The organism is Mucilaginibacter sp. P4_C11, assembly GCF_056402115.1.
Map to the genome: position 1 here is coordinate 1 of NZ_JBFUIA010000032.1, position 16840 is coordinate 16840.

At 42.8% G+C, this 16840-nt stretch carries 17 protein-coding genes; 5 read left to right on the forward strand and 12 right to left on the reverse strand.

Going from position 1 to position 16840, the window contains the following annotated elements:
* From AC1DU2_RS24095 to AC1DU2_RS24120, 6 genes are all read right to left on the reverse strand, one after another.
* The coding region (locus AC1DU2_RS24095; protein ID WP_477387629.1) for an IS1/IS1595 family N-terminal zinc-binding domain-containing protein at positions 1 to 116 on the reverse strand (116 nt) is incomplete at its 3' end.
* 236 nt (positions 117 to 352) lie between these two features.
* Positions 353 to 601, reverse strand: coding sequence for a hypothetical protein (locus AC1DU2_RS24100; protein WP_477387522.1), 249 nt, complete (start codon positions 599 to 601; stop codon positions 353 to 355).
* A 34-nt stretch (positions 602 to 635) separates the two neighbouring features.
* A complete protein-coding gene (locus tag AC1DU2_RS24105; protein ID WP_477387524.1) occupies positions 636 to 1385 on the reverse strand; it encodes an ABC transporter ATP-binding protein in 750 nt (249 codons plus the stop codon).
* Positions 1382 to 2251, reverse strand: coding sequence for an ABC transporter permease (locus AC1DU2_RS24110; protein ID WP_477387526.1), 870 nt, complete (start codon positions 2249 to 2251; stop codon positions 1382 to 1384). Before AC1DU2_RS24110 ends, AC1DU2_RS24105 begins: the two co-directional genes overlap by 4 nt.
* A gap of 56 nt (positions 2252 to 2307) precedes the next feature.
* On the reverse strand, positions 2308 to 3282 hold the full coding sequence (locus AC1DU2_RS24115; RefSeq protein WP_477387528.1) for an ABC transporter substrate-binding protein: 975 nt from the start codon (positions 3280 to 3282) through the stop codon (positions 2308 to 2310).
* A 394-nt stretch (positions 3283 to 3676) separates the two neighbouring features.
* A complete protein-coding gene (locus AC1DU2_RS24120; RefSeq protein WP_477361370.1) occupies positions 3677 to 4138 on the reverse strand; it encodes an NUDIX hydrolase in 462 nt (153 codons plus the stop codon).
* Positions 4139 to 4256: 118 nt separating this feature from the next.
* Between AC1DU2_RS24120 and AC1DU2_RS24125 the strand changes: the two genes are divergently transcribed.
* Positions 4257 to 4754, forward strand: coding sequence for an SRPBCC family protein (locus AC1DU2_RS24125; protein ID WP_477387530.1), 498 nt, complete (start codon positions 4257 to 4259; stop codon positions 4752 to 4754).
* Positions 4755 to 5291: 537 nt separating this feature from the next.
* Complete coding sequence (locus AC1DU2_RS24130; RefSeq protein ID WP_477387532.1) at positions 5292 to 5876, forward strand: riboflavin synthase; 585 nt, start codon at positions 5292 to 5294, stop codon at positions 5874 to 5876.
* Positions 5877 to 6047: 171 nt separating this feature from the next.
* Here the strand turns inward: AC1DU2_RS24130 and AC1DU2_RS24135 are convergent, their stop codons facing one another.
* A complete protein-coding gene (locus tag AC1DU2_RS24135; RefSeq protein ID WP_477387534.1) occupies positions 6048 to 7193 on the reverse strand; it encodes a tetratricopeptide repeat protein in 1146 nt (381 codons plus the stop codon).
* 118 nt (positions 7194 to 7311) lie between these two features.
* On the opposite strand from AC1DU2_RS24135, the gene AC1DU2_RS24140 reads away from it, so the two are divergent.
* A complete protein-coding gene (locus AC1DU2_RS24140) occupies positions 7312 to 7602 on the forward strand; it encodes a hypothetical protein (protein ID WP_477361362.1) in 291 nt (96 codons plus the stop codon).
* A gap of 88 nt (positions 7603 to 7690) precedes the next feature.
* On the opposite strand, the gene AC1DU2_RS24145 is transcribed toward AC1DU2_RS24140, so the two are convergent.
* From AC1DU2_RS24145 to AC1DU2_RS24165, 5 genes are all read right to left on the reverse strand, one after another.
* A complete protein-coding gene (locus tag AC1DU2_RS24145) occupies positions 7691 to 8401 on the reverse strand; it encodes a hypothetical protein (protein WP_477387536.1) in 711 nt (236 codons plus the stop codon).
* Between the two features lie 443 nt (positions 8402 to 8844).
* Complete coding sequence (locus tag AC1DU2_RS24150; protein ID WP_477387538.1) at positions 8845 to 9858, reverse strand: hypothetical protein; 1014 nt, start codon at positions 9856 to 9858, stop codon at positions 8845 to 8847.
* A 22-nt stretch (positions 9859 to 9880) separates the two neighbouring features.
* Positions 9881 to 11737, reverse strand: coding sequence for a Fe-S protein assembly chaperone HscA (hscA, locus tag AC1DU2_RS24155; RefSeq protein ID WP_477387540.1), 1857 nt, complete (start codon positions 11735 to 11737; stop codon positions 9881 to 9883).
* Between the two features lie 490 nt (positions 11738 to 12227).
* A complete protein-coding gene (locus AC1DU2_RS24160) occupies positions 12228 to 13541 on the reverse strand; it encodes an MFS transporter (protein ID WP_477387542.1) in 1314 nt (437 codons plus the stop codon).
* A 141-nt stretch (positions 13542 to 13682) separates the two neighbouring features.
* Positions 13683 to 14492 carry an SDR family oxidoreductase gene (locus AC1DU2_RS24165; protein ID WP_477387544.1) on the reverse strand — a complete coding sequence of 270 codons (810 nt, stop codon included), beginning with the start codon at positions 14490 to 14492 and terminating at the stop codon, positions 13683 to 13685.
* Positions 14493 to 14813: 321 nt separating this feature from the next.
* Here AC1DU2_RS24165 and AC1DU2_RS24170 point away from each other — a divergent pair, with 321 nt between their 5' ends.
* Together AC1DU2_RS24170 and AC1DU2_RS24175 are read left to right on the forward strand one after the other, a co-directional pair.
* A complete protein-coding gene (locus AC1DU2_RS24170; protein ID WP_477361350.1) occupies positions 14814 to 15260 on the forward strand; it encodes a DUF1572 family protein in 447 nt (148 codons plus the stop codon).
* Between the two features lie 232 nt (positions 15261 to 15492).
* A complete protein-coding gene (locus AC1DU2_RS24175; protein WP_477387631.1) occupies positions 15493 to 16689 on the forward strand; it encodes an NADH-quinone oxidoreductase subunit D in 1197 nt (398 codons plus the stop codon).
* Positions 16690 to 16840: the final 151 nt, after the last annotated feature.

Sequence of the window (16840 nt, forward strand, 5' to 3'; positions counted from 1 at the left end):
TTATCTCTTACACCAGCGTGCTGCCGAATAAACAATTGCCCACATGATTTACACTTATATCGCTGTTTTTTATTCTGCTTGCCCCACTTTATTACATCCGTGCTCTTACAGGTCAAACACGCCTTTTTTTGACGATTTCATATAACAAAAAAAGCAAATTGAAACCGATTTCAATTTGCTTGATGTATATTCCTTTATTACAGTCGATTACAAATATTCTACCAACTATTTTTGGCAATTATATCTTTTCTTTTATTAAAAAATATGGATAAACGATAGCCTTTTAAGGCACTGCAATGAGCCATTCAAAGCCACGTTTAACTACCTGGCATGACAAATACATCATAGGCACCTACGCCGCAATAGCCGTATTCCCTCTGCCGGCTTCAATCATAAAATTGTTTTTCAGTTCCCTTTCAGATACCAGTACGCTAAAATCGTCGTATCTAACGCCGTGGTCAAGCGGGTAAAGGGTATAGCCACGTTTAAGGGCATCATAGGCTCCAAGCTCAAAAATTTCGTCTTGTTGTTTCCCTTTTATTTTTGCGCCGGCTACCAACTGGTAGGCGTCGAATATATTTTCAAAATTATTGTTTTTCATTGTACTAATACCATTACAATTACTTTGCCAGTTTTTAAGCAAACCAATCAAAAAGATCATTTTGTTTTAACGCGGCCTTTTCCTTTTGACTTAAATCATTGATTACCAGCCCCTCCCCCATTTGTATTATTCGTGCACCATAGGTGTAGGCGTCTTTTAAGTTATGGGTAATCAGTATGGCGGTTAGTTTAAAATCGCTAATCAGCTTATCTGCAGTGCGCATCACTACATCGGCCGAGCGGGGGTCGAGCGCTGCCGTAGGTTCATCAAGCAGTAAAACCTTGCAGCTATCCATTACACTCATTAATAGCGTAAGGGCCTGCCTTTGCCCGCCCGAGAGCGTGCCCATGGACTGCTCAATTTTATTTTCGAGCCCCATGCCCAGGGTGGCAATCTTATCTTTTACTTCGCGCTTAAATTTATCATTGATACCGATAGATAATCCTTTAGGCCTGTTACGAATAGCTGCCAGGCGGAAGTTATCCAGGATGCTGAGGTCTGATGCTGTGCCACTCATTGGATTTTGAAAAACACGGGCTATCCACTGGCTGCGTTTATAGTCGGCTAGTTTGGTTACATCGTTATCATCAATAGTAATTGTGCCGCTATCCGGCATAACGCTGCCTGCAACCAAATTGAGCAGCGTGGTTTTACCCGATCCGTTGGAGCCTACTATCACCAAAAACTCCTGGCTTTTAATTTGGAGCGTGATACCATTAACCGCGTTTACCTGGTTGGCCTTTCCCTTATTAAAAACCTTATGTACATTGTTTATAGCTATCATGAGGCTTTATTGAATGATAAACGGGGAAGACTAACAATTAACAATACAAACGCGGCGGTAACCAGCTTAAGCAAATTGGCATCAACACCAATGGCCAATACAAAAGCCAACACCAGCTGAAATATTACCGCGCCTGCCAAAACCAGGGTCAAACTAACCCATACTTTGGTAATACGAAACCAGTTGATGAGCGTTTCGGCAATAATCACCGAACCTAAACCTACAATCACTATCCCGATACCCATACTGATATCAGCGAAACCCTGGAACTGCACGATGAGGTACCCGCTGAGTGCCGTAAGCGCATTGGCCAGAGCCAGGCCTGTAATTTTCATCCTGTCGGTATTAACACCCAATGCACGGATCATCGATTCGCTGTTGCCGGTAGCCCGCATGGCTATGCCGAAATCTGTTTTGAGCAGGTAGCCAATAAGTAAGGTTATTATTACCACAAAAACCGAGAGCAGGATAAATGTATTCTGGTTAGGATCGGCCACGATGTTTAAAAGCGAGAACAACGAAGCCGTACCTATAAGCGGCACATTGGAGCGGCCCATGATAGTAAGGTTGACGGAGTACAAGGCAGTCATGACCAGGATGCCGGCCAGCAAAGCATTTATTTTTAGCTTGGTATGAATAAGCCCCGTTAAAGCTCCGGCAAGCCCGCCAGCTATAATCACAGTTGGTAAAATAAGGTAGGGTGATAAATGGCGACTTAGCATTACAGCCGTAACAGCACCGCCTAAAGTGTAACTGCCATCGGTGGTGATATCGGGAATATTGAAAATCTTCATAGAGATATAAATTCCCAGCGCAATGGCCGAAAAGCACAATCCCTGCAATAAAGCGGTAAGGTAAAAATCCATATTTTGGAGCTGAAAGCTTAATCCGTAAAGCTGAAAGCTAATTTACAGTAAAGTGATTATTTAACAGCTTCGAAGCTTGATGGTACGGTAATGTTATATTTTTTTGCCACAGCGGGATTGTATACCCGCTTCCTCACTTTTACCATTTCCCATTTCAGGCCGTCGGTTTTATGTGTTTTTAAGTACTGGGCAGCCTGGGTGCCTGCCTGGTATCCCCATTGGTAAATATCGGCACCAAAAGCGGCTACAGCACCGCGTTGTACCAAACCAGCTTCGCTGGTAAAAATGGGGACATTTTTTTCATTACAACTTTTCAGGATGGTTTCAAAGGATGCAAAAACAGTGTTATCGGGGTTGGCAAAAAAGGCATCAATATTTTTGCTTAACAACGACTGCGTAACCAGCTGGGCATCTGCCGAAGTGTTTACCGGCAAGGCGACAATAGTTATATGCTGCTTTTCGGCCAATGATTTGATCCGGTTAAGCGCATCTGCCGATTGTGGTTCAGCTTGATTATAAATCATCCCGATAACCAATTTGGCCCCTTTAGGCTTCAGCAGTTTGGGAATGATAGAGAACGACGTGTCGATATAATTAAGATCCTCCAAAGCACCAAACAGGTTTACAGGGGCCTCGCCTTTATCATTCAATAGTTTCATCCTTTCGGGTACGGGCGATACCATCGCAAAATCGGGAATGGTTTTGGTGTTTTGCAGGGCTGTTACCGTGGCCAAAGTGGTGCAGGTAGCCAGCAGGTCAACCTTTTCGGAGACAAAGTAATTGGTGATCTGGGTAAGGGTGGGGATATTTCCCTGGGCATTGCGGTACTCTATCTGTACCGTTTTTTTGTCTTCGCTAAAGCCCTCTTTTTTTAAGGCATCGGTAAAGCCGGTGCGGGCCTGGGATATTGTTGCATCTTCAAAAGCATCAACAAAACCAACAACCGGGATATTTACTGCCTTTGGTTTGGGCTTACATGATGCTATGGTAATCAATAATAAAACGGCGGGAATGTATTTGAAAAACTTCATTGTACTAAGTTAAATATTTGAGGCGAAAGGTAAAAGGATAAGGGCAAAAGGTGAAAATTGTTTGACGAAGGGTGAAAACATTGGGTTTGAACGCTGGCTAAGACTCACCCGGCGAGGCTTCGCCCGCCACCCTCTCTTCGGCTTCGCCGGAAAGAGGGACCTTAAAATTTAAGTATAAATAAATTAGACTGTTATAGCCTTTATGACAAATTCAAAAAGGAGGTTGAACAGTTGAATATCTATCTGTAATGCCTGAAAACCACTTTCAAGCCCCTCTTTACACCGCAGGTGAAGAGAGGGTGGCGGGCGCAGCCTCGCCGGGTGAGTCTTAGCCTCCATGCGATAGACGCCATTTAATCCTTCGGAATCCGCCGGTTTTAACGGGCGTGGCGATTTATTTATTCACTACCTGCGCCAACTCCTCCACCAACCCCACCTGCCCCGCATTCATCTTTACCTTCGCCTCGTCAACTGTAAACCACCCTGCCCTATCCACCTCGGGAAACGGCTGCATTTTGCCCGATTTTGGTGGCCATTCTAATTCAAATAAATTGCTCCTAATGTTGGCGGCATCTATATCTCCTTCAATCAACCATGCCAGCACTATTTTGCCGCTCTTTTGTTTGATGGGTTTCAGGGCTATAAATTCTCCATCGATATATTGGCCGGTTTCTTCGTAAAACTCGCGCTTGGCGGCTGCAAGCGGATCTTCATCGCTCTCATATTCGCCTTTCGGGATTGACCACGCGCCATCGTCCTTATTTTTCCAGAACGGGCCGCCCGGATGGACCAGGAAAACCTGTAACACATTGTTCAGTTTACGGTAAAGCAGCACTCCGGCACTTTGCTTGGGCATATTTTTTAAGGGTTTGTAGCTTTCGGCTTTCCGCCTTAAGCTTTCAGTTTTTTATTATACAAGCGTAAAGTAATATTGTTATTTTTATATCCAACTACAACCTAAAATAATTAAACCCATGGCAGACGAAAGATGGAGTAAATTTAAAATTACTGCGGATTTTGACATCGATGTACGCAGCATTTATGAGGCATGGTCCACTTCGGCCGGTCTTGAAAAATGGTTTTTACGCAAGGCCGATTTTTATGCCATTGCAGGCCGCCTGCGCGAACCCGACGAGTTTATCAAAAAAGAAGATACCTATTCCTGGTACTGGCATGGCTATGATGATACCGCCGTAGAGAACGGACAGGTACTTGAAAACAATGGCTCCGATTTGCTAAAGTTCACTTTCTCGGGTGGTAGTATTGTTACCGTTGATATTCAAAGCAAGTATGGATTAACTGTTGTTGAATTAACCCAGGAAAACATTCCCCAGGAAGATAATCCGTCAAAAAACCTTTTTGTGCAATGCCAGGTAGGCTGGACATTTTACCTGGCCAACCTGAAATCGGTTATCGAAAGTGGTAAAGACCTCCGCAACAAGCGGCTGGATGTAGCCAGCAATTTTAAATAAATAGTTGACGACGGATTTTATGATTAACCATTTACAATGATTTGTGGCCTGGTTTAATTTACCCCATAACCACAAGGACGGATCAGCGGCGAACCTGGCAGTTTTAAATTTTAAAACCCCCGATTTTTAAGGCAGCTTTTTCTGAACTTTCGCGAAAAAAAATTTCATTTTATTTTTGTGTGAATAAATGTAATTTTTGTATCAATAAATAGCACATTTATTACTGAAAAGTATCAAATAAGTATCTTGTTTTTACCTATTTATGTGTGAATAAAAGGTCGTTTTTATATATAAAAGGAAGCATGTAAATTTGTACTGTTTACCATGTAAATAAAAGCAGTTTCTATACTGTTTTGCAGGTATTACACTGGCGAAATTCTCCTTAATTTTTGTGAATTATTGGCTGTTCGCTATGGCTCCTGCGTTAAACATCATACATCCAAATAAATTCATTTTACACTGACAAACAAACCGCTGTATAATTATAGCTTTGTCAATCAAAAAAATTCCCCTTCAGGGGGTTAGGGGGCTTCGCTTATGTTTACAGGCATTATAGAAACTTTAGGAAAAATAACCGATCTGAAACAGGATCAGGGTAATTTACATATCACGGTTGCATCGGCCATTGCGCACGAGTTAAAAATCGATCAGTCGGTAGCGCATAACGGCGTTTGCCTAACGGTAGTGGCCGTAGCCGACGGACTGCATGTGGTTACCGCCATTGAAGAAACGCTGAATAAAACCAGCCTGTCGCACCTTAAAATTGGCGAACCGGTAAACCTGGAACGCTGCATGCAAATGAATGCCCGCCTGGATGGCCACATTGTACAGGGCCATGTTGACCAAACCGCCGTTTGTACTGCATTTAAAGAACTTGACGGCAGTTGGGAATATACCTTTGAATATGATGCCGCCACCGGCAATGTAACTGTCGAGAAGGGCTCGATCTGTGTAAATGGCATCAGCCTTACCGTTGTCAATTCGCAGGCCAATAGCTTCTCGGTAGCCATTATCCCCTACACCTTCGAGCACACCAACCTCCACAACGTGCGCGAAGGCTCAGTAGTGAACCTGGAGTTTGATATCATAGGTAAGTACGTGGCACGGTTGATGAATAGGTAAGTATTAAGAAAAGAAAATGTCATTTCGAAACGAGGTACGAGTGAGAAATCTTATACACCCTGCATCACTATAGCGTGGTTTGATGCACATCGTACAAGATTTCTCCTCCCCCCTGCGCTCAATCCCCTTCCGGTTCGTCGAAATGACATTCGGTTATTTTAATAATGCCCCCTACCGCGATAACTCTGTAACCCTCGCCATGGCATAACTTACATACTTTTGCTGTTTACCGGTTGGTTTACTGGTCATGAATTTTTTGTAGTACTTAATGGCCATTTTTTTGTTCTTGAGCGATCCATCGTACATCGTAGCCATCAGGTAATAAATTATAGGCTTCTCATCAAATTGAAGGGCTTTTTCATAGGCCGCTATCGCTGCTTTGTATTTTTTCCGTACATCGTAGCTATCGGCCATTTCGGTGTAATAATCACTTATATTGGGCGATATGCCTGCTTCAATAGCCTTGCCCAGGTTTTCAATCGCCATAGGCTGATCTTTGAGTTCTTTATAAGCCAGCGCGGCAATATAATAGCTGGTTTCTGATTGGCTTACTTCCGGGATCCGTTTAAAAGCATCTATACTGCATTCATATTGCTTCAGGTTGTAATAGGCCGATTCCAGTTTAGTTAATACCAAACCATTATCGGCCCCCGCCGCTATCAGTTTCAGACAGGCGTTTTTTACCACATCATATTTCCTTTCGGCGTATGAAAGTTTCAGCAGGCTTTGCAACAGCACAATATTTTCTGGATCCTCACTTATGGCCCCGTCCAGCACCTTTTCGGCCTGTGTGTTAAGTTTTAGATTTACGTACAAATCGCTTAGGTCCGATGCCACATCGGCATCGGCAGGGTTTAGCTTATTGGCTTTTTGCAGGTACATGGTCATCTTATCCAGGTCGTTTTTATCCTGGCTAATTTTTGCCAACTGTTTAAAAACATAAAAATTGGTTGAATCTTTTTGAGCCAATACCTGGTAGTACATTAACGCTTTAACATTATTACCCCGCCTTAAGTTGATAGAACCCAGGCTATAAAGCACCGCCTTACTGGTAGAATCTATAACATACATGCGTTGATAATACCCCTCGGCATCAGGCAGCTTGCCGGCCATTTGCGATGTGTAGGCCAGTTTGCCCAGTATTTTTATATCGGTTACAGGTTCGGGATAGGTTTTCTTTAACAGGTCGGCAGCCTCGGCAAATCGCTGGCTTTGGTAGTAATCTAACAGCAAGGCATCACTTGCAGCGGTGGTTTGCTGGGCAATGGCAGGTTTTATTAAGCACATCAACAACAGGCAGATTATTATATTCTTCATATCAACTAACACATTAGTTATTTTAAACTAAATTATTAGTTATATATCAAATATCCAAATGGTAAACAATTTTTGTTATTTGAGGTTGAGTAGATATAACAATTAAAAAACACAACTTATGGATAAGCTAAAGAAATTCGGACTGATGGAGAAAATTGTCCATGAACTGGAAGACTTAAAAAACAGCCAGCAGGCAATCATCACCAAACTGGCTAAAATAGAAGTAGATAACATTGACCTTGGCGATAAACGCCTGGAAAAAGATTTGCCCGACATGCACCAGCGTGTTGCCGATAACCTGGACACCATTGCCAGCATCCTGCAAGACTTTGCCAGCCAAACCGAAAGCTACAGCGATAAAAATAACATTACCGCGCTAAGAGAGCAGGAAGCCATCGACAAATTGTAAAAGTTTGTTATTACATAAAAAGGGCGCCTTGAACTGAGGCGCTTTTTTTAGTGATTTTATTCTTTGGGCTCAAACGGTTGCCTATTAGCTATTTCCCCGCTGCCTTTTCAGCCTCTTTCCTTCTGTTACGGTTATATTTTTTTATTGCCTTGAAGTAATTTTTCCGTTGAATATTTTCCAGGGCATCAATATCATTCCCTACCATCTGTTTTAAGTTCTCCTCTGTGCATTTTACTATGGGGCCGTCATCATGCAACTGAATACCAACAATTGTGCTCTCATAAAAATACTGCCCCGTTTCTTCGCTCAGGAACGAATATACATTGATATCGCCCGATACCACCTTAAACATCCAGCAGCTATCTTTAGCAATACCTTTAAAAAACTTCTCGGGCTCGGTATTTTGAAAAGCTGACCTTGGATTGGATATCACGCCAAGGCCACGTTCGATACTGACAGTTTGATCAGGGTAAATCTTTTGGTTCCTGTTCGAATCACTCTTTGGCAGGCTCTTATCTACATAAAGCAGGTAAGTTTTATGCGTGGTTTCGTCGGTTAATATCCGTGAGTTTATCTCCTTACGGCTGCCATCTTTCATAGTTGCAAAAAACGTGTGTTTGAAGTTAAAATCAGCCCGGTTCAGCATCATCATGTTCATCATATTCATTTGCATTTGCATGTTCATCTGCATACTTTGCCTGCTCAGCATAGTATTTACCGCTGCCATATTCTGGGCCGAAGATATTTTCCCGGCCAAAACAATAAAAAGGATCAAAAGATATTTACAAAACGGTTTCATTATGATTATTTAGGTAGGCTAATATATAATTTTGAAAAGCATATAACGCATACGCTTAATATAAACATCAATAAAAGAATGAAGCTTTAGTGGTAAGGACGATGCCTTCGGCCCGGGCTAACCGCTCATACTGCACAGGCCTTATTCACAGGCCGGTATCCGCTTTTATCCCTATCGCAACTGTCTGAATCAGAATTTTTCACCTTTTGTTCGCTTTTAAGAGGTGTTCAAGAAGGCTGCGCCGTTTACAGAATTAAAGAATAAGCAGAATGACAAAACATCTCCCAGGGCAGGATGATATATAACTTTATCAGTATTTATTTTGGCATTTTAGTTGCTTCAGCTGAAAGCTGAAACCATGGTTCACCACGAGGTGAAACCTCGCGGCAGCTAATCAAAAAAATCCTGTCTTGATTCTTGACTCTTAATTCTTGATTCTATTTTTACTGATACTGTATATAAACAGGGCTCGGTTTCAGTGCCAAAACCTCTTTAGGTGTAAGCATCCGTTTAGGACCGTTTTTGATATCGTTTTTATAAAACAGCTTGAAGCCGGTAAATTGTACAGGCTCGGCAGCAATAAAGTATTTATAGGTTCCTTTTTTAAGGTCGGGGCCGCCCCAGCCGTCCATATCCATCACCAACTGAACTTCGCTGCTTAGTTTGATGTCTTTGTAATTGGTTACCATGCGTTTGGTAAAGCGGTGGATGATAAAAATTTTAGGCGGCAGGTTATTTTTCCTCACCAGGCCAGCCAGGTATTTGGATACATAGTTAATATCGTCGGCATCAAATGTACCAATGCGTTTACCCGGCACACTCCCCTCCTTCATGCTAAATTCCGGGTCGATACCTAAATGTACATTGGGCATCAGCAAATATTTTTCGAGTTTGGGAATCTCGGTTTGTACGGTGCTGAAACCAACCTGCAGATCAAGGAATACCAGCGCATTCATGGTTTTTGCCATCGCTATTACTTTATCTATCTGGCTAAAAGGCATCCTTAGGTTATGCAAGCCATTGCGGCCGGCATCGGCCTGGGCAGTTACACAAATGTAATGCAGGGCGGGTATTACTGGCGTAAGGGTATCGGCCTTTTCCCAAGCCTCGCATTCGGCTTTTAGTTTGTCCATCATTACTTTAGGCTCGTACTCGCCTAAAACCCCCATATTTTTGGAGTACATATTACCGTAATAAGCTACTACACGGTTAAAAGGCAAAATAGCCCCGGGTAATGGCAATGGTGCGTTTTTTACCGGCCAACGCCCGGTTTTATCGCCATTGGCCATCCGCTTCATTAAGGAATCATAACGAACGGTATCAAGGGCGGCAATATTTTTTGTGGTGTCTTTTGCATTTCGGAGTACAACACCGGCTGCATAAACTTTATTAAATGAACCTTGTAAAAAAACAGCCGCAAGGGCCAAAAATGTAAGTATTGCTGTAATTCTTCTCATCTATAAAGTTTCGTTCTGTATGTTATTCAATACTTTTGCCACGCATTGCAGTGCTAATTGCCTGATCCATTAAACGTTCGGCAAAGGGCCTGGTAAATTCGTTTACTTCGTCTATATTTTTCAAAATGAGGTCTTTATCCCCCGTAGCAATAGCATTTTTTAAAGCGGCTATATAACTGATTGTTTGTTCAGTTTCCGCTGCCGATACATAGCTGCCATTCTTTTGCAAAAACCGCTCCACGGTATAAACCATCTGCTCGCCTTCAGTACGTGCTTCTATGAGCATACGTTCAGTTACATCGTCTTTAGCGTGGGTAATGCTATCCAATAGCATTTGCTCTACCTGTTCGTCGGTAATGCCGTAGGTGGGTTTTACCTCTACCTCCTGCTTAACGCCGCTGCGTAATTCAATAGCCTGTATGGTCAGGATGCCATCGGCATTCAGCAAAAAGTTGATATCTACTTTCGGGAAGCCAGCTGGCATACTCGGGATGCCTTTCAGGTTAAACTCGGCCAGCTTGCGGTTTTCTTTGATCAGGTCGCGTTCTCCCTGGTAAACGGCAATTTTCATGTTTACCTGCCCGTCTATTGATGTGGTGTATTGCCTGCCGCCTTTGGTAGGCACCTTGCTGTTACGTGGAATAATGACATCCATCAGGCCACCCATGGTTTCGATACCGAGGGACAATGGTGTAACATCAAGCAATAAGATATCTTTACGATTACCGGCCAGTATATCGGCTTGTATAGCTGCACCTAATGCAACCACCTCATCGGGGTTAACATCATCATGTACCGGGCGGTTAAAAAATTCGGCCACCATTTTCTTAACCAGGGCTGTGCGGGTTGATCCGCCAACCATGATCACTTCATCAATCTCTGCTATGCTCAGTTTGGCATCTTTAAGCGCGTTTTGGCAACTGGTAATGGTTTGCTGTACCTTGGGCATAATCAGTTCTTCAAACGTATTCCTATCCAGCGTACACCATATCTCGCCTATTTTTTCGTTAAACAGGCTTTGGTGGGCAAATGCTTTCTTGGCTTCCTCTGCCTTAAGGCGCAATTGTTGGGCAAGCTCGTTATTGGCTATTATTCCGGCTTTATCCAGGCTATTTTTTTCAATCCAGTAATCAACAATAATGCGGTCAAAATCATCGCCGCCTAAAAAAGTATCGCCATTGGTTGCCAATACCTCAAAAATCCCGTTCTGGATTTGCAGTATCGATACATCAAACGTACCGCCGCCCAGGTCATACACGGCAATGGTTTTTACTTCTTCGGGATCGAGCCCAATGCCATAGGCCAAACTTGCTGCCGTTGGCTCGTTCACAATACGTAAAACATCTAACCCGGCCAGTTTACCGGCATCGCGGGTAGCCTGCCGCTGCGAATCATTAAAATAAGCCGGAACCGTTATTACCGCACGGTTAACAGGCGTTTTAAGCGCATGCTCTGCACGGGCCTTTAACTCTTTTAGTATCAGGGCCGATAGTTCAATAGGTGTGTAAAATTTATCGCCTACTTTAATTTTAACCAGGCTCTCGGTATCATCATCAATAACCTTGTACGAGAAAAAATCTTTATAATTTTCGATATCATGATAGCTGCGCCCCAATAAGCGTTTTACCGAAAAAACGGTATTCTGCGGATCGGTTATCAAATATTCTTTAGCCTCATTACCTACCAAAATATCGCCTGCAGGCCCAAAATGGACTACCGAAGGTACCAAAACACCTTTACCTGTATCGTTGATAACATGGGGTTGCTTATCGGGATTAATAAAAGCCACCAGCGAATTGGTAGTACCCAGATCGATACCTACTATGATATCTTCTTTTTGCAGCGAGCCTGTTGCCAGGTTGATAGAAACTTTAGCCATTACTTTTACTTAACAAACCGCAAATGTACTCAGTTTTGGCAGATGCTGTGTCTTTTCAATCTCTAATTATCAAAATCAGTGCAACAGAACTGCCGAACCCCAATTAGCCGGTATTATTTCTCATAAATACCTACTTCGGGGTATTTCATAAACCTTATATATAAGCTATGTTTGTTTAAACAAACCCATCATAAACTATAAACACTGAGTAATTAGAAAATATACGACCTTATCACATCATTTTCTGAGGGGGAAATAGTTATAGTGAGGAGCCCGCTGAAGCAATTCAACGGGCTTATTTATTGAACAGGATTTAAGGATTTTGCAGGATTAACAGGATTTTTTTTCTGAATCAAAATTTTCAGAATTTAAGAATGTGCAGAATTTGCCATAGCAGCTTTCATCCTGTTAACTCTTAAATTCTGTAAACAGCGTAGCCTTCTTGAACACCTCTTAAAAACAAACAAAAGGTGAAAAATTCTGATTATGATTATGCCAGCGCTTCCGCAGCTTTCACTTTGCGTTCAAATAGCAACAGCGTGATCAGTAAAACAAACCCGATAGCAAAAAAGCCGTCCAGTACCAGCGCCGAATCACGCATTTCGCCTGTCAAGCCTTCTACAAAGCCGAAGGTGAACAAACCTACCACAATTGATAATTTTTCGGTAACATCATAAAAGCTGAAATACGATGCGGTATCGGGAATGTTTGGCGGTATGTATTTAGAATAGGTTGAACGCGATAACGACTGTACCGCCCCCATAACCAGGCCAACAAAAACGGCGGCAACATAAAACTGGTTTGCGTTTGCAATAAAGTACACGCAAGCGCATATTACGCACCACAGTCCTACTATAACCGATAGGGCTTTAACGTTGCCGTATTTTTCTGATGCTTTAGCGGTTATTGCAGCGCCAATGATGGCCACCACCTGGATAACCAGTATTATGCCTATCAATGCATCATCGGGCATTTTAAGCTCTTTGGCAGCAAAATTGGCGGCCACCAGCAAAATGGTTTGCACCCCTACCGAATAGAAGAAGAATGCCGGCAAAAATCGTTTTAGTAGGGGCAGCTGTTTAACTTTTTTGAAAACCTTAGCCAACTCCTTAAAGCCACCGGTAACCACGTTATACTCATGCGATCCTGCATTTGGCGTCCCCTTGGGTAAAATGTAAAATGGAATAAGCGAGAAGCCTATCCACCATAGGGCAACTATCAGAAAAGAAAGCTGCGCCGATTTGTCTTCTGTCATCCCAAACCAGGCATGCCATTGCACAAACACCAAACAAAGTACCTGCACCACAATGCTGCCTGCAAAGCCATAAATAAAGCCTTTGGCGCTTACAGCATCCTGCTTATCAATGGTGGCTATTTGCGGCAGGTAGGAGTTATAAAATACAAAGCCACCACAATACCCCACAGAGGCCAGCCCAAAACATATCATCCCAAACTCAAAGGTCTTCATGTCAAAAAAGTACAAGCCAAAGCAGGCAAGTACCCCAAGCCAGGTAAACAGTTGCATGTACAGTTTTTTGTGGCCCTTGTAATCGGCTATGGAAGTTAAAATTGGCAATAGCGCTACAATGATGAGGTACGATAGCCCGAGGATATAGTTTGACAACACCGTATTTACATACTTGTGGCCAAAAAAGGTAACCATGCCTCCCGGGTTTTTATACTGCGTAATCCCCACGTAATAAGCCGGGAATATGGTAGAGGTGATTACCATATTATATGATTGGTTGGCCCAATCGAACATAGCCCATCCCCAGATGGTTTTTTTGTTGTTTTTTTCTTGCATTGTTTTGGTAAGGCGTCGATGGAGAGTGGCTAATATTCCGAATCAGAATTTTCAGAATTAAGGAATAAACAGAATTGAAAAAAAAGCATTTTCAAATTCTCAAATCTTCAAATTCTCAAATTAAATCAGCCACTCACCAACCTACTTAATCCCGTAATGGTCGTTCATTAATTTTACAAAGATGGGGCCGGGTAAAATGGCCTTCAGGGTAGGTACAATGGTTTGGCCAATGGCACCCACCAGATAACTATGGGCAGGTTTTGATTTGCCTACTATTTTAACAATTTGTGCTGCCAGTTTTGAAGGTGCGGCACCAATGCTTTCATCTTTTTCCATGGCGGCAACGGCTGCGTCAAACTCAGCTTTCAGTTTATCATTTTTAAGTGTGAACGGTAATTTTTCGCGGTTGCCGGTAAAGTCGGTTTTAAAATCACCGGGATTTACTACCGATACCTTAACACCTGTATTTTGCAATTCCATACGCAGGCTTTCGGAGTAGCCTTCTATCGCGAATTTTGATGCGCTGTATAAGCCCTGGTAAGGCAGGCCAAACAGCCCGGCCAATGAACCTATATTAATAACCAGGCCCTGCCCCTTCTCAATCATACCCGGTAAAACGGCACTGCTTACACGCACTACGCCAAAAAAGTTAACTTCAAACTGCTTTTTAGCGGCATCAACCGGCATGGCATAAAGCGGGCCTGTAATGCCGTTACCTGCATTATTAACCAAAACATCAATCTTGCCATCGGCTTTAATAATGGTTGCAATGGCCCCGTTTACAGATGCGTCATCGGTAACATCCATTTGTAAAGGCATAAATGATACGCCGCTTATGCGTTTAATATCGCGCGTGGTACCATAAACAGTGTGGCCCTGGGCAGCAAGTGCTGTTGCGGTAGCCAAACCTAAACCGGATGATGCCCCTGTTACAAGAATTACTTTTTTCATTTTTTGATTAGTGATTAAATACTTTAAGTTTTGAATTATTTATGCAGGGAATAATTCGCCATAAAACTATAAAATTATAATTACAGGGTGACAGCCTGAGGTAAAAAAGCCTAAACTATTTTTAAACCCGGCTACTTTAGTTCAAGAATTCAGAATTCTAATTTAAAACACCAGAAATTCAATGTATTCAACGGAGCTAAACCGAAAAAAAATAGAAAAACTTTGAATTGATAATTTCGGCAGGCAGCTGCAAATAAATATCTTGCATTATTAAACCTAAAGATTTCTTTAGTAAAAACTTCACCACGCCATACCAGGTATATGCTAAAAGATACGCTGAAAAAACTGATAATCCGTGACCTTGAAAAGTTAAAGCACGAGATAGAAGCTTACCAAAACGAGGAAAAGTTATGGCTTATTGAAAAGAATATTCTGAATTCTGCGGGTAACCTCTGTTTACATTTGGTGGGCAACCTGAATACATACATCGGCGCAGAATTTGGTAAAACCGGTTATGAGCGAAACCGGGAAGATGAATTTGCGCTGAAAAATGTGCCACGCGCAGAACTGGTAGATAAAATAGAAAAAACGATCATCACGATTGAAAAAACCTTCAATATGATGTCAGACCATCAGTTGACTGAAAAATACCCAGCCGAGATATTCTTAAAAGATGCATCTACCGAATACTTTTTTGTGCACCTGGCCATGCACTTAGGCTACCATTTGGGGCAGATAAACTATCATCGCCGACTGCTGGACAATTGATGTATTTTGCGTGTTATCTTTGCGTAAAAAGCAAACCGGCTGCTTTTCGCACAAAGATACCACTGTACAAAGCACTTCATTTTTTCCTGTTTGCGCCTTAGCCTCTTTGTGCGACTTTATTCGTCATTTTAAATTTTCAAATGGCGTTTTACTTAATTTTACATCATTTTAGCCCGATAAACGAAAAAAATACTGATTTTTGACAACAACAAAACAGCACGCAACATTGGTTATCACTAATTCAAAATACGAAGAAGCGCTTCTTAATTACAATAAAAAAATAGCCGATGCCAGTGTAGAGGATATGGTGCTCAATATGGGCCCACAGCATCCATCTACCCATGGCGTTTTGCGTTTGGAACTGATAACCGATGGCGAAATTGTAAAGGAAGTAATACCGCATATTGGTTACCTGCACCGCTGTTTTGAAAAACATGCCGAATCATTAACCTATCAGCAAACCATCCCGTTTACCGACAGGCTTGATTACCTGGCATCTATGAACAACAGCCACGCTTTTGTGATGGGGGTTGAACGGATGATGGGCATCGATAAAGACATACCTAAACGCATCGAATACATCCGCGTACTGGTTTGCGAGCTTAACCGCATTGCATCGCACCTGATAGCTATTGGCACCTACGGTATAGATATTGGCGCTTTTACCCCTTTTTTATGGTGCTTTAGGGATAGGGAGCATATTATGGGCATGCTGGAGTGGGCTTCGGGCTCGCGCATGCTATATAATTACATCTGGGTTGGTGGCCTTTTTTATGACCTGCCGGTTGGCTTTGAAGAACGTTGCCGCGATTTTGTGGAGTATTTTAAACCCAAAATGGTGGAGCTTAACCAACTGCTGACCGATAACCAGGTATTTATATCGCGCACGGCAAATGTTGGCGTACTGCCTTTAGATGTAGCCATCAACTACGGTTGCAGCGGCCCTATGCTACGGGCATCGGGCCTTAAATGGGATTTGCGCCGCATTGATAATTATTCGGCCTATCCCGAGCTTGATTTCGAGATCCCCATAGGTACCGGGCTGATGGGCAAAGTAGGCGATTGCTGGGACCGTTACAAAGTGCGTGTTGATGAGATTGAACAATCTGTAAGAATTGTAGAGCAATGCCTCGACCGCCTGCAAAAAGAATTGAAACGCACACCCGATTTTGACCCGCGCGCCAAAATGCCCCGCAAAACCATTCCCAAAGCGCAGGATTATTACGTACGTTGCGAAGGCGCCAAAGGCGAACTGGGTTTTTACTTTGTAGCCGACGGCAAATCCGAAATCCCCACCCGTGTAAAAGCCCGCGGGCCAAGCTTTAACAACCTCTCCGTACTGCCCGAAATTTCAAAAGGCGTACTGATTGCCGATTTGATTGCCATTGTAGGATCGATAGATTTTGTGTTAGGTGAGGTGGATAGGTAGCAGACGCAACTGTCTTGATACTTGATACTAACTACTTGCTACTTTTAGTGGCGTTGCCTGCGGCCGGGCTTTTTGCTCATACTGCACAGGCCTTAGCCGCAGCCTGTGCTCTTTCCCCTCGCACGGCCGGTATCCGCGCCAATCCCTAACG

Bases quoted from the DNA above. Each gene is read 5' to 3' on its own strand.
- AC1DU2_RS24165 (WP_477387544.1), bottom strand. From the start codon at position 14,492: ATGAAAAAAGTAATTCTTGTAACAGGGGCATCATCCGGTTTAGGTTTG.
- AC1DU2_RS24145 (WP_477387536.1), bottom strand. From the start codon at position 8,401: ATGAAACCGTTTTGTAAATATCTTTTGATCCTTTTTATTGTTTTGGCC.
- AC1DU2_RS24160 (WP_477387542.1), bottom strand. From the start codon at position 13,541: ATGCAAGAAAAAAACAACAAAAAAACCATCTGGGGATGGGCTATGTTC.
- AC1DU2_RS24140 (WP_477361362.1), top strand. From the start codon at position 7,312: ATGGATAAGCTAAAGAAATTCGGACTGATGGAGAAAATTGTCCATGAA.
- AC1DU2_RS24125 (WP_477387530.1), top strand. From the start codon at position 4,257: ATGGCAGACGAAAGATGGAGTAAATTTAAAATTACTGCGGATTTTGAC.
- AC1DU2_RS24130 (WP_477387532.1), top strand. From the start codon at position 5,292: ATGTTTACAGGCATTATAGAAACTTTAGGAAAAATAACCGATCTGAAA.
- AC1DU2_RS24150 (WP_477387538.1), bottom strand. From the start codon at position 9,858: ATGAGAAGAATTACAGCAATACTTACATTTTTGGCCCTTGCGGCTGTT.
- AC1DU2_RS24170 (WP_477361350.1), top strand. From the start codon at position 14,814: ATGCTAAAAGATACGCTGAAAAAACTGATAATCCGTGACCTTGAAAAG.
- AC1DU2_RS24100 (WP_477387522.1), bottom strand. From the start codon at position 601: ATGAAAAACAATAATTTTGAAAATATATTCGACGCCTACCAGTTGGTA.
- hscA (WP_477387540.1), bottom strand. From the start codon at position 11,737: ATGGCTAAAGTTTCTATCAACCTGGCAACAGGCTCGCTGCAAAAAGAA.
- AC1DU2_RS24115 (WP_477387528.1), bottom strand. From the start codon at position 3,282: ATGAAGTTTTTCAAATACATTCCCGCCGTTTTATTATTGATTACCATA.
- AC1DU2_RS24120 (WP_477361370.1), bottom strand. From the start codon at position 4,138: ATGCCCAAGCAAAGTGCCGGAGTGCTGCTTTACCGTAAACTGAACAAT.
- AC1DU2_RS24135 (WP_477387534.1), bottom strand. From the start codon at position 7,193: ATGAAGAATATAATAATCTGCCTGTTGTTGATGTGCTTAATAAAACCT.
- AC1DU2_RS24110 (WP_477387526.1), bottom strand. From the start codon at position 2,251: ATGGATTTTTACCTTACCGCTTTATTGCAGGGATTGTGCTTTTCGGCC.
- AC1DU2_RS24105 (WP_477387524.1), bottom strand. From the start codon at position 1,385: ATGATAGCTATAAACAATGTACATAAGGTTTTTAATAAGGGAAAGGCC.